General features: G+C 60.2%; 11 protein-coding genes and 2 pseudogenes. 11 read left to right on the forward strand and 2 right to left on the reverse strand.

The window, feature by feature from the left end:
• Window positions 1–102 precede the first annotated feature (102 nt).
• Window positions 103–681, reverse strand: coding sequence for a recombinase family protein (locus ACNQOP_RS20175; RefSeq protein ID WP_416405548.1), 579 nt, complete (start codon window positions 679–681; stop codon window positions 103–105).
• Between the two features lie 330 nt (window positions 682–1011).
• The gene (locus tag ACNQOP_RS20180) at window positions 1012–1998 is read right to left on the reverse strand and encodes a LacI family DNA-binding transcriptional regulator (RefSeq protein WP_284987851.1); all 987 of its coding nucleotides are present in this window, start codon (window positions 1996–1998) and stop codon (window positions 1012–1014) included.
• A 245-nt stretch (window positions 1999–2243) separates the two neighbouring features.
• Between ACNQOP_RS20180 and ACNQOP_RS20185 the strand changes: the two genes are divergently transcribed.
• The 11 genes and pseudogenes from ACNQOP_RS20185 to ACNQOP_RS20235 all read left to right on the forward strand — a co-directional run bounded on the left by ACNQOP_RS20185 (window position 2244) and on the right by ACNQOP_RS20235 (window position 12383).
• Window positions 2244–3635 (forward strand): extracellular solute-binding protein, encoded by a 1392-nt coding sequence (locus ACNQOP_RS20185; RefSeq protein ID WP_416405549.1) that lies wholly within the window; start codon window positions 2244–2246, stop codon window positions 3633–3635.
• Entirely contained in the window at window positions 3632–4630 is a 999-nt protein-coding gene (locus ACNQOP_RS20190) for a carbohydrate ABC transporter permease (RefSeq protein ID WP_284987849.1), read from the forward strand. Before ACNQOP_RS20185 ends, ACNQOP_RS20190 begins: the two co-directional genes overlap by 4 nt.
• On the forward strand, window positions 4627–5511 hold the full coding sequence (locus tag ACNQOP_RS20195) for a carbohydrate ABC transporter permease (protein ID WP_284987848.1): 885 nt from the start codon (window positions 4627–4629) through the stop codon (window positions 5509–5511). The genes ACNQOP_RS20190 and ACNQOP_RS20195 overlap by 4 nt, the downstream gene beginning before the upstream one ends.
• Before the next feature lie 50 nt (window positions 5512–5561).
• Window positions 5562–7187: an arylsulfatase gene (locus ACNQOP_RS20200; protein WP_284987846.1), complete on the forward strand. Its 1626-nt coding sequence runs from the start codon at window positions 5562–5564 to the stop codon at window positions 7185–7187.
• A 133-nt stretch (window positions 7188–7320) separates the two neighbouring features.
• Window positions 7321–7608: a GntR family transcriptional regulator gene (locus tag ACNQOP_RS20205; RefSeq protein WP_284987845.1), complete on the forward strand. Its 288-nt coding sequence runs from the start codon at window positions 7321–7323 to the stop codon at window positions 7606–7608.
• A gap of 149 nt (window positions 7609–7757) precedes the next feature.
• Window positions 7758–8597: a formylglycine-generating enzyme family protein gene (locus tag ACNQOP_RS20210; RefSeq protein WP_350309858.1), complete on the forward strand. Its 840-nt coding sequence runs from the start codon at window positions 7758–7760 to the stop codon at window positions 8595–8597.
• Between the two features lie 18 nt (window positions 8598–8615).
• Window positions 8616–8786: pseudogene (locus ACNQOP_RS20215) on the forward strand (YidH family protein); the annotation flags it as partial.
• Window positions 8787–9005: 219 nt separating this feature from the next.
• Complete coding sequence (locus ACNQOP_RS20220; RefSeq protein ID WP_416405550.1) at window positions 9006–10367, forward strand: hemolysin family protein; 1362 nt, start codon at window positions 9006–9008, stop codon at window positions 10365–10367.
• Complete coding sequence (locus tag ACNQOP_RS20225) at window positions 10360–11400, forward strand: hemolysin family protein (RefSeq protein ID WP_284987842.1); 1041 nt, start codon at window positions 10360–10362, stop codon at window positions 11398–11400. The genes ACNQOP_RS20220 and ACNQOP_RS20225 overlap by 8 nt, the downstream gene beginning before the upstream one ends.
• Before the next feature lie 296 nt (window positions 11401–11696).
• A pseudogene (locus ACNQOP_RS20230) lies at window positions 11697–12166 on the forward strand (hypothetical protein).
• Window positions 12167–12239: 73 nt separating this feature from the next.
• On the forward strand, window positions 12240–12383 hold the full coding sequence (locus ACNQOP_RS20235) for a hypothetical protein (protein WP_284987841.1): 144 nt from the start codon (window positions 12240–12242) through the stop codon (window positions 12381–12383).
• Window positions 12384–12416: the final 33 nt, after the last annotated feature.

Here is a 12416-nt window from a genome sequence, read left to right on the forward strand (position 1 = left end):
GCAGCCGGCCTTCGCGTAATATTTCCGTCCCGGATGTTGTCCCAAATCATCTGCCGTGGACAGCAGTCACAAAAACAACTTCCGGGACATTTACCTGGTGGCTCAGGAGTCCATGCCCAGGTAGCGGTATACGGTGGCACGGCTGGCTCCGATGATCTTTCCGATGTCCGTCGGTTTGAGACCGCGAGCTTTCAGTTCGTGTGCCCTCTTGACCTTCGCGTGGTCCGTCGTGATTTCCCGCCGGCCTGCTTTGCGTCCGTTGGCAGCTGCAGCCGCCATGCCGGCCTTTGTGCGTTCGGAGAGTTGGTCTCGTTCAAGCTGGGCGAAAGCGGAAATGATGGTGACCATCGCCTGGGCCATCGCTCCCCCGACCTCGCTGGCCGGGTCAGTAGCGATGCCATCCCTCAGGGAACGGAACTTGATGCCTCGAGCCTTGAAGTCATCCAAGAGCTCGAGCAGGTGGCGGGTGTTGCGTCCCAACCGGTCCAGCTTCCACACCACGACCTCATCCCCTGGGCCGAGACGGTCCAGCATCCGGTCCAGCTCCGGACGACTCACCCTGGTCCCGCTGATCCCCTGGTCTTTGTAGATCCGCTCGCATCCAGCTGCTTCCAGTTCGCGGATCTGCAAATCACTATTCTGGTCAGCCAGGCTGACCCGGGCGTATCCAAGGCGTGCCACCGCTTCTCCAGTCTCATCAAAGGCCAAATACAGGCGATGTTTAGAATACCTTAGTGAGACACATTGTTGGGACAGACGAGGCCCGGAAATCCGCCACGTGAAACCGTCGACAAACTACACCTCCGCGAATTCAAGCAGAAGGTTTCGAGACATAGTTATGAGAATCGCCGAACGCAGAGAAAGTCGTGAGATTTCACGGGAATCAGGACCTTAAGGGACAGAGCCAGTGAGACGTCTCGTATCCCAAGGGATACGAGACGCCTTCCTGCACGCTGCTTGCTCAGGCACCCAATTATGCTTTACCAAGTCATCGAGTAGCCAAATCTGGGCTCAGCGTCGAGGGTGCGGAGGCGCGGTTGTGGATCGGATGACGAGTTCCGGCTTCAACACCAGTCTTTGGTCGGTCGGAGTTTCGCCGTTGACCCGGCTGATTGCCCTTTGAATGGCCAGTTGTGCCATACGTGGGGTGTCCTGCCTTATCGTTGTCAGGCTCATGTGGGCAAGCCGTGCGAATTGGCTGTCGTCGTATCCGACGACCGAGACGTCGTCCGGGACAGATACCCCGCGCCGGAGGAGCATGTCGATGAACCCGGTTGCGGTCCTGTCGTTGACTGCGAAGACTGCGCTCGGCAAGCCTCGATCCGAGTTGAGGAGTTCGAGTGCGGCCTCGGCACCGCTTTCCTCTTCGGAGGTGGTGTCGTGGGTTACCACGTCGGGCTTGAGTCCGTACGAGTTCATGGCGGCCCGATAGCTCTGTTCCTTGTCGGCGGAGTCTCCGGAGACTCCGCCGACAAGGGTGATGCGTGTATGACCCAGATCTACGAGATGTTCAACAGCAAGGCGCACACCGTTGACCGCGTCGCTCGTGATCGAGTCCACACCTGCGACACTGCTCGGTCGGCCAAGCATGATCACGGGTGTTGACCTCAGCACTCTTTCAATGTCCTCGTTGCGTAGCTGCCCGCCTAGGACGATCACCGCCTCGCTGCGGTATCCGAGAAGAGCCTCGAGCGCCTTCCGTTCATCGCGCTGAGGTGCCATCGCGCTCATCACGATGTCATACCCGGCCTCCTCAGCCAGCGGGTACATGCTTTCGAGAAGGTCTACGTGAAAGGGGTTGCGGGGACGCAGGAGAAGCCCGAGGAGGCGCGTGCTGGTGCTCGCTAGATTCCGAGCGGCCTGGTTAGGCCGGTAGCCCAGTTCTTCCGCTACTTGGAGAATACGGGCGCGGGTAGCCTCGCCTGCTCCTGGCGCACCTCTGAAGACAGTGGAAACGAGCGCGCGTGAGACACCCGCACGGACAGCAATGTCAGCCATCGTTGGTTCCCTCTTACCGCGGGGCACCACTTTCGCATTGATCGACACTGATCCGTCCTCCTTTTGGGCTACCTCGGTAACTCCCACAGTATAGCCAGGAAGAGATGACGACGTGCATCAGTAGCGCGCTCTATAAATGATTTTGATCACAATTTTTTCTTGACACGTCACGGCATGAATCTACATAATGAAGTGGTTATATCGCGCTCTATAAAACTTGACTCCAATGAGGGAGAGACAGAAGCATGGAACCTACTGCAGCTCGCAAGGAAGCGGGCACTCGAACCATCAGTCGTCGCCACGCACTTCAAATAGCACTCGGGGCCGCCATTCCTGCGTTCGGCACTCTTGCCGGTTGCTCCTCAGGTGGTGGCGGCGCTCTCGGGGGCGGGGGCGGCGGTGGCAAGGTCACGGAACTGGTCATCCCCACCCATCGCTCGCCCTGGTTGAATGCTTACAAGGAAATCGCGGCCAGCTACGAAGCGGAATCGGGGATCAGGATTAATCTGCGTGAGTTCCCTTACGACGGACTGCGGACACAGATGGTCAATGCAATGCAGTCCAACAGTGGGGCCTTCGACATCTTCCAGATCGATGAACCGTGGACTGCCCAGTTCTTCACTCAGAAGTGGGTAACACCGCTAAAGAAGATTGATTCTTCCTTCACCCCCGACGACCAGATCATCAGTTACTCCAATCTGGTTCGTTGGGACGCCACCTCCAAGACTTCCTCAGCTAATGGTGATGTCATGGGTCTTCCTCTGAACGGTAACGTGCACATCTTGATGTACCGGAAGGACCTGTATGACCAGCTTGGCCTGAAGGTGCCGGCGACTTGGGAGGATGCTTACGCCAATGGGCGGAAGGCGCAACAGGCCGGCGTGGTCAAGTACGGACATGCCGCTCGCGGCCAGGCCAGTTCCGGCGGGCAGTCCATAACGTATGATTTCATGCCCGTCTTCTACAGCTATGGCGGATCGTGGTTTAGGGACGAGGGCAAAGACTGGACGCCCACAGTCAACACTGATTCGGCTGTCGCTGCCGTGGAAATGTACCGCCGTTTGCTGCAGCTGGGCCCTGCCCAGCCCCAAACGCTGGGTCAGGCGGAAGTCGTGTCCTCGATGCAGAGCGGGGATTTGCTCCAGGTGCACAGTGTAGTCGCTTCGGCACCCCAGATGGAAGATGCGAAGGCTTCTCGCGTTGCGGGAAAGATGGGATACGCAGTCGTGCCGGCCGGGCCCGCAGGCGCCCCGGCCCCGACATCAGGAACATGGGTCCTGTCAGTACCCTCGGGGCTGTCGGCTGAACGTTCCAAGGCCGCTTCCGATTTCATCAAGTGGATGCTTTCAGTGGACACGCAGAGAAAGTTCACCCTCGGTACAGGTATCCCGACGCGGAAAGATGTGTACACCGCTTCCGAGGTTCCTGCAGCAATGCGCAGCTACTTGGATCCGGTGGCTGATTCCTTCCCCAATGCACGCCCCGCAGTCCGGTACGAGTTCGCCTCTCCCATGCTCGAAGTGGTGGAAAAGTCGCTCAGTGCCATTGTTTCCAACGACGATCCGGTTAAGCCTGCACTGGACAAGCTCAACCAGGAGATAACCGATGTGGTTCGTAAGGCCGGGTATCTGAAATGAGTTCTTCCCTCGCTCAGGTCGGGAACGTCGAGGCGGCAGCCACCGGCTATGTCCATGTCCGTCAGCCTGCCAAAAAGCAGCGGCTATCGCGGTTTGCCCTGCTCGCGGCGCTGCCCTTCGCCCTGTTCATGGGAGTCTTTGGCGTTCTGCCCCTGTTCCATCTCCTCCGGATGTCCCTCTCTGACGTTTCGGTACAGCAAGGCAATTTCACTTGGTCCTTCACGGGACTGGAGAACTACCTTTACATTGGCAACGATCCCACCGCAATGCAGTCCGTGGTGGCCAGCACAATCTTCGTACTGGGCGCGGTCCCTTTGACCATCATTTTCGGTGTCGGCCTGGCCGTGCTGGTGGACCGCGCAGTGCTTTTGACAGGTATCGCCCGTAATATGGTGCTGTGGCCGGCAGTGGTCACCCCAGTCGCCATCAGCCTCATGTGGCTTCTGATTCTGAGCCCCAGCATCGGTGCTTTGAACAAGGTTCTGCGCACCATCGGCATTCCCGAACAGGGGTGGCTGGGCGAAGCCGCCGGCGCAATGGCCTCGGTGATCCTGGTCGACGTCTGGCACTGGACACCCCTGGTGTTCCTTCTCGCCTACACCGCGATCCGCGGGATCGATACCGAAATCATGGAAGCCGCTGAAGTTGATGGTGCCAGCTACTGGCAGCGCTTCAGCCGTGTCATGCTCCCGATGATCTGGCCAGCTATCGCTGCAGCCACAATCATTCGCCTACTCATGTCCGTCAAAGCCTTCGACGAAATGTTCCTCCTGACCCATGGCGGTCCGGGTACGTCGACGACTTTGGTGAGCCTGCACATCCGCAACGTCTTCTTCGACAGACTCGAACTCGGCTACGGCGCAGCGTTTAGCGTCTCCGTCGTTCTGCTCATCGTCATCATCGCAGGCATCGCTGCCGGTATCCGCTCACTAATGTCGCGTCGGAACGCCATCCGTCTTGGCGCGAATTTCCAAACGCAAGGTTACATGAAATGACCACTCTGGCCCCCGTCCGCACCGAAGCAGCACCGCGCAAGTCGAGACTTACTTTTCGTGGCCGCAAGATCTACCCGCTGACAGAGGTACTCCTCGGCCTATCAGTCCTGATCGGGCTCATTCCCATCGCATGGATGATCGTCCTTGCTTTCCAGGACGGCCGCGACATCATCAACCGCACTTGGTCGTTCTCCTTCACCATGGACAATTTCGCCCAGCTTTTCCGCCCGGGAGAGCCCTTCGTCGCCCAACTCGTCAACAGCGTGCTCATAGTCGCTGGAACTGTTGTCCTTTGCCTCGTGGTAGGCGCGCTGGCCGGCTACGCCCTCTCCCAGCTGGCACTTCCCCGCTGGCTCACGCTCACAATGCTGGCACTCTCAGCGTTCCTGAGCATCATCCCTCCCATGACCCTTGTTCCTGGCCTGTACATCACCCTTTCCGGCCTACAGCTGCTAGGCTCTGTCGCGGGTTTGATCATGCTCAACGTTGTCTTCCAGTTGCCCTTCGCCACCCTTCTGCTGAAGGTGTACTTCGACGGCGTGCCCATGTCGCTGCGCGAGGCGGCGCTGGTGGACGGCGCCAGCGAGTCCAGGACCTTCTTCTCGGTGATGCTTCCCTTGGTACGTCCCGGCATGGCAGCTGTCGCGGTGTTCACCGGAATCATGGCTTGGAATGAATTCCTGTTCGGACTCGTCATGACCTCTGGCGGCCGGACCTCCCCGCTGACGGTCGGCATCGCCTCCATCGTCCAGCCCTACGAAGTGGCCTGGGGGCCCATGGCCGCCATCGGCTCTCTCGCCGCAGTGCCGATCATCATCATGGCCGTCATCGCTAACCGGCAGATCGTTGCCAGCCTTACCGCCGGAGCCGTCAAGGGCTAAAGCTGGGCCCCTTCCCTTACTAATTGGAACCACGAATTTAAGGACCAAAATTGAGCGATCAGAACTCAACCCGACCAAACGTCCTCGTTGTCCTCGCTGACGACATGGGCTATTCAGACTTGGGCTGCTACGGCGGGGAAATCAACACTCCCAACTTGGACGCACTCGCTGAGGGTGGGGTGCGGATGACCAACTTCTACAACACGCCCCGCTGCAGCCCCTCCCGGGCCTCCCTGCTGACAGGGCTGCACCCGCACCAAGCCGGTATCGGCATCCTCGCTATTGATGACAGCACCAGCGGCGGCTACAAGGGAACACTCAACGACAAGTGCATTACCATGGCCGAAGCGCTCAAAGAGGCCGGCTATGCTACAGCGGCGCGCGGCAAATGGCACCTCTCCAATGACGTGCACAACCCCAACGAGGCTTGGCCTCTGAACCGCGGATTCGATTCCTTCTATGGCACCCTCACCGGGTGCGGTTCGTACTTCCAGCCCGGGACTCTTACCCGCGACAACACCAATGTCGACGATGAGGCGCTCGATAAGGACTTCTACTACACCGACCGTATCACCGATGAAGCCGTCCGTTTCCTCAACGAACATCACCAGACTGCTCCGGAACGCCCATTCTTCCTTTACGTCCCCTACACCGCTCCGCACTGGCCCCTTCATGCCCGCGAAGAGGACATCGCCAAGTACGACGGCGTTTACGACGAGGGCTGGGATGTCCTGCGGGAACGCCGGATGCAGCGTTTGCTCGAACTGGGAATTCTGTCCGAGAACGCGGAATTGAGCGAACGTGATCCGGTCGTCAGCAGCTGGGAAGACGAAACGGAAAAGGAATGGCAGGCGCGCCGCATGCAGGTCTACGCCGCACAAATTGAAGTGATGGACCGTGGGATTGGCTGCCTCATGGATACGCTCAAGGCCAACGGCGAGTACGAAAACACCATCATCATCTTCCTCTCGGACAATGGCGCCGCGGCCGAGCCGGTCCCATTGATCGACCTTGAACGTTTCCGTAAGAGGGCCGACATCCTCAAACACCACACCAAGGACGGCCGCCGAGTCGTCATCGGCAATGATTCAGGTGTAATGCCCGGCGCGGATGACACCTACTCCAGCTACGGGCGGTCCTGGGCAAACCTGTCCAACACCCCATTCCGGCTCTTCAAGGTCTGGACTCACGAGGGTGGGATCTCCTCACCGTTTATCTTCCACTGGCCCAACGGCCAACTTGCCGAAGGCAGCATCCGCCACGGCGCTCATCAGCTGGTTGACGTCATGCCCACCATCTTGGAAGCAGCCAATGCACAGTACCCTGCAAAGCGCAACGGAGTCGCCATTTATCCGCTGACTGGGCAGAGCATGCTTTCGGATCTCCGGGGCGAAGACGGCAAGGCTCAGACCCTCTACTGGGAACACTGCGGAAACGCAGCCATCCAACGCGGGGAATGGAAGCTAGTGCGGCAGCACGGTTGGCCATGGGAGCTGTACAACATCAGTGAAGACCGCAGTGAGACCAACGACCTTGCGGACCAAAACGCCATTCTTGTCAAGGACCTCGAAGAGGACTGGTCGCTGTGGGCCGACTCCGTCGGCGTCATCCCGTTCGACAAAACGCTTGAGATCTACCACAAGCGTGGTCTGGGCTGGACCGACGCAATCGGCTGACGACTAAGGACGGCGGCCTGGTGCTGGGTGGCTTTCAGAAGTACACACTCCGGCCCGGGCCCGCCACCAGTAGTCCGTGCCACCTTCTGGCCGGGAAGAGGCAAAGACGGCATCCAACGAGAGGAGCCTGCACGTGGAAGTCCGCATACAGAAAGACTCGCCGATACCGCTGTACTACCAGATAGCGGAATCCTTCGAAGCTGAGCTGACCCGCAATCCGCCCGAAGAAGGACACAAGCTAATGACCGACAAGGGACTGGCCCGCCAGCTTCAGGTAGGGCGGGTAACGGTGCGTCACGCTATGCAGATCCTCGTTGACAAGCAGGTTATTACGCGCAGGCGAGGAGCGGGAACCTTCCTGGTCACCCAGGAGAAGGAAACGACCGAGTCTGCACAAACTGAGAAGATCGGTGAGGAATGAACCTGTTGCACACAACATCAGAGGCTGGGAACGTGGCGGTCGGCAATGGCAAGAGCTGCTGCACTCCCTCGCGCAAAAGCGGAAAGGATCCCAGGGGCACCACACGTCCTAGCCCCGTCGCTCTTTCCGCCCATCAAACCCATGACGACGTGTTGATCCCTGAAGGCGTCTTCCAGATGGGAGACGCGTTTGGGGACGGCTACCCCGAAGACGGCGAAACACCGGTACACGAGGTCTACCTGAATGCCTTCCGTGTAGACAAAACGGCAATAACGAACAGCCAATTTGCAGCATTCATCCATTCAACCGGATACAGAACCGAGGCAGAGCAGTATGGGTCTTCGGCCGTGTTCCACCTACTCTCCACCGCCACCGGAGAAGAAATTCTAGGCGCAGCGTCCGGCGCACCCTGGTGGCTGAACATCCGTGGCGCTGACTGGGCACACCCCACTGGACCGGCATCGGACTGGCAGGACATACCCAACCACCCGGCAGTCCACGTCTCCCACACCGATGCCCTGGCCTATTGCCGCTGGGCCGGGCGGCGCCTGCCCACAGAAGCCGAATGGGAGTTCGCAGCCCGCGGCGGCCTTGAAGGCATGCGCTATGCCTGGGGCAACGACCTCACCCCCGATAGTGAGCATCGCTGCAACATCTGGCAAGGAACATTCCCCCTAACCAACACACTCGATGACGGCCATCTCGGTCCAGCGCCAGTGCGATCTTTTCCTCCCAACGGTTATGGGCTTTACGAGATGGCGGGCAACGTGTGGGAGTGGTGCAACGACTGGTTCCTGCCCAAGTACTACCGCAACGCCCCAAGGAACAACCCGCAAGGACCCACGATCGGGGCCGGCCGCGTCATGCGCGGTGGTTCCTACCTCTGCCACGACTCCTACTGCAACCGCTACAGAGTCTCCGCGCGCACCTCCAATACTCCCGACTCGTCCTCCGGCAACTGCGGTTTCCGGACCGTCGCCATCGACTAGACGTGGAAGGACAGCGATGTGACAAAAGAAGCTAAAACTAGCGGAACCCGCAGCAACCTAGCTGCTAGGATCCTGCTCGGCGGAGAAGAACCGGATCCCCGGTTTACCCTCGCCAACGAACGAACCTTTCTGGCTTGGATCCGCACATCACTTGCGCTGCTGGCCGGTGGGGTCGCTGTGGAAGCCTTCATGGACCTTCCTCAGCTCGAGTGATACGGCAACGTTCCACCGTCGGCGCGCGCGCCCGGAGCGGCGCAGTTAACCGCTTTCGCCTACAGCGCACACGCCGCACGGTGCTCCCCGCGCCCCGTAGAGTTAAGTGCATTATGGATGACCCTCCTTCACATATGCCCAGGCCCCTTAACCTTCTGACCGGATCACCGGCCACCATGGGAGAGGGGCGCCCGAATGTATGAATGGATCATGCTCGGCATCGGCCTTGTCCTCACGGTCGGCACCGGATTCTTCGTCGCTTCCGAGTTCGCGCTGGTCAATCTCGACCGCAATGACCTCGAAGCCCGCCAGGCGCGCGGTGAGAGGCGCCTGGGGCCCACCATCAAGGCCCTCAAGATCACCTCAACGCACCTTTCCGGCGCGCAATTGGGCATCACGCTGACCACCCTGCTCACCGGATACACCTTTGAACCGGCCATCAGCTCCATGCTCCGCGGCCCGCTGATGTCAGTTGGACTGCCCGAAGCTGTAGTGCCCGGTATCGGCGCGGTGGCCGGCATTTTCCTGGCCACCATCTTCTCCATGGTCATCGGTGAGCTGGTCCCGAAAAACTTCGCCCTCGCCCTTCCGCTGGCCACGGCCAAAGTCGTCGTACCCTTCCAAACCCTGTTCACCACAGTGTTCAAGCCGGTGATCCTGCTGTTCAACAACACGGCAAACGGCATCATCCGCTCCTTTAGCATCGAACCCAAAGAAGAGCTCTCCGGTGCCCGCAGCGCCGAAGAACTCAGTTCCCTGGTCCGCCGCTCCGCCTTGGAAGGTTCCCTGGACCTTGACCACGCCGTCCTGCTGCACCGCACCCTGCGTTTCTCGGAGCACACCGCAGCTGACGTTATGACACCCCGGGTCCGGATGGCCGCAGTGAACGTCGACCACTCCGCCGAAGACATCCTGGCCCTCGCCACGGCCACCGGTTACTCCCGGTTCCCCGTGATCGGCGACGACCGCGATGACGTCCTGGGTGTACTGCACGTAAAGCAAGCCTTCGCTGTTCCCCTCGATGATCGCTGGACCGTCACCGCGCAGGCTCTCATGATCGATCCGTTGCGGGTCCCCGAATCCATGTGCGTCGATACTTTGCTGGGCCTGCTCCGCAAACAAGGCCTGCAGGTCGCCATCGTCTCGGACGAATACGGAGGAACGGCCGGAATCGTCACGCTTGAGGATCTGGTGGAAGAAATCGTTGGCGAACTGGAAGACGAGCACGACCGGGCGCGCGTGGGCGTGGTCAGGACCGGCCGCTCCATCACCTTTGATGCCTCCCTGCGGCCCGATGAACTTCTCGACCGGACCGGAATCGTGGTCCCTGACGGTGAGGAATACGACACTATGGCCGGCTTCATCACCGACCAGTTGGACCGCCTCCCCGAACTTGGCGACGAGGTCATCATCAACGGCGGAAGTTTGCGTGTGGAACGCGTCGTGGGCACTCACGTGGAACGGCTCCGCTTCACCCCTGGCGACAGCGGGGAAGCGCCAATGAGCGCCCACGACAGAATTGTTGAGAACCTCACGCAGGAGCTGACCCATGAGTGAATACCTTCCCGGCATCATCTGGCTCATCGTGCTGCTGGTTGTCAATGCGTTCTTCGTAGGCGCCGAATTCGCCGTCATCTCAGCCCGAAGGTCCCAGATTGAACCCAAGGCCGAGGCTGGGAGCAAAGCCGCGAAAACCACCCTCTGGGCGATGGAGCACGCCACCCTCATGCTCGCCACAAGCCAGTTGGGCATCACCGTCTGCTCGCTGGTGATCCTGAATGTCTCCGAACCGGCTATCCATCACCTGCTTGAAATCCCCTTGGGACTGACCTCGCTCTCCGGGGAAGCCATCGGCATCATCGCCTTTGTCGCGGCGCTGCTGCTGGTGACTTTCCTGCACGTGGTCATCGGTGAAATGGTCCCGAAGAACATCTCCTTCTCCGTTCCTACCCGCGCCGCGCTGATCCTTGCACCTCCCCTGGTGGTGGTCTCCAGAATCGTCAAGCCTGTCATCTGGACCCTAAACGGGATCGCGAACTCCATCCTGCGCCTGTTCAAAGTCCAACCGAAGGACGAAGCAACCAGCGCCTACACCCTGGATGAAGTGGCCAACATCGTGGAGCAGTCCACCAGGGATGGGATGCTCAGCGACACCACCGGCGCCCTCACTGCGGCCTTCGAGTTCACCGCCAAGAAAGTGGCGGATGTCGAAGTTCCCATCGGCGATATGGTGCTGCTGCCCGCATCGGCCACCCCGGCCGACATCCAATCAGCCGTCGCCGAGCACGGCTATTCCCGCTACATCCTCACCAATGACGACGGCGACCCATCCGGTTACCTGCACCTCAAAGACGTCATGGACCTGACTTCCGCGGAGAAATTCACCACCCAGGTGCCCTCGAAGCGCATCCGACGACTCGCATCCGTCTTCAGCGGCAGCGACCTCGAAGACGCGCTGGCGACCATGCGCCGTACAGGTTCCCACGTAGCACGGGTCTTCGACGCCGAAGGCAACACCACCGGCGTGCTCTTTCTCGAGGACATCATCGAAGAACTCGTCGGCGAAGTCCAGGACGCCACCAGCGCCTGACCCCACGGCGTCGTGCTGTCGAAGGCCGGCCCCCGCTAACAGAGCCAAGACCCCGCCCGGAACGCTCCCCGGGCGGGGTCTTCGGTTAACGAGCCATCGACGCCGGATGCGCCGATGCAGCACGCGGAACAATGTCAGAGGCCGCCCCTAGAGTCCTGGGGAGAAGAACCATCAGCATCGCTATCGGAGCCACCTTGCCTCGCATCATCGCCCACCCTGAATCGGTCTCTAAAGCCCCGAATAGCGCCAAATTGAATAACCCTGGTTACCGATATAAGCCCGCGGTGATGCGCCGGATGCAGGAGATCGCGCACGTGGATGTGAACTGCTTTTACGCCTCGGCTGAGCGCGCGTTCAACCCTTCCCTGGAGGGCAAGCCGGTCATCGTCCTGTCCAACAATGACGGCCGCGCTGTCACCCGCTCTCCTGAAGCGAAGCGACTGGGCATTGCCATGGGGGATCCGTGGTTCAAGCTCCGGCCCCGGGCCAAGGAATGGGGTCTGGTGGCTTTGTCGAGCAACTACGAACTGTACGGGACATTTCGGCCCGGGTGATGGAGCTGCTGGGCCGCTACTCGGCGTGGGTGGAGGTGTACTCCATTGATGAGGCGTTCCTGGGCGTCAAGGGCGAACCGGACGAGCTGCTGGCCCTTGGCCGGGAAATGAAGGCCGCGTGCCGGCGGCACGTCGGCGTGCCGGTCTGCGTCGGGATCGCACCAACGAAGACCCTGGCCAAGCTGTGCAATAAGTGCGGTGGACCTTCGTGAGCGCCCCGGCGCCTCGGCGCTGCACGCGGATCTGGAACGCACCTTCACAGATGCGGCGGCCTAAAATATGGGCGTGAACGTAACCCTGACCGTAGAGGCCGCCGACGGAAAGCTAAGCCACGTCGACGCCGAAAGCGACACGTACGAGGAAGCCAAAGCAGCAGCCGAAGCGCTGATTCCGGAAGGCTCGAAAGCCATCGCCATCCGCACGAACTAACACCTCCCTACAGGCCAGCAAGCCTTTTGGCTG

Origin of the sequence: Arthrobacter sp. LFS091 (assembly GCF_047977885.1) — a bacterium.
In the GTDB taxonomy this organism is placed as follows: domain Bacteria; phylum Actinomycetota; class Actinomycetes; order Actinomycetales; family Micrococcaceae; genus Arthrobacter.

What these genes read in the sequence shown, in the direction of transcription:
- ACNQOP_RS20180 (WP_284987851.1), bottom strand. Translation starts at nt 1,998, where the DNA reads ATGGCTGACATTGCTGTCCGTGCGGGTGTCTCACGCGCGCTCGTTTCC.
- ACNQOP_RS20185 (WP_416405549.1), top strand. Translation starts at nt 2,244, where the DNA reads ATGGAACCTACTGCAGCTCGCAAGGAAGCGGGCACTCGAACCATCAGT.
- ACNQOP_RS20190 (WP_284987849.1), top strand. Translation starts at nt 3,632, where the DNA reads ATGAGTTCTTCCCTCGCTCAGGTCGGGAACGTCGAGGCGGCAGCCACC.
- ACNQOP_RS20195 (WP_284987848.1), top strand. Translation starts at nt 4,627, where the DNA reads ATGACCACTCTGGCCCCCGTCCGCACCGAAGCAGCACCGCGCAAGTCG.
- ACNQOP_RS20220 (WP_416405550.1), top strand. Translation starts at nt 9,006, where the DNA reads ATGTATGAATGGATCATGCTCGGCATCGGCCTTGTCCTCACGGTCGGC.
- ACNQOP_RS20225 (WP_284987842.1), top strand. Translation starts at nt 10,360, where the DNA reads ATGAGTGAATACCTTCCCGGCATCATCTGGCTCATCGTGCTGCTGGTT.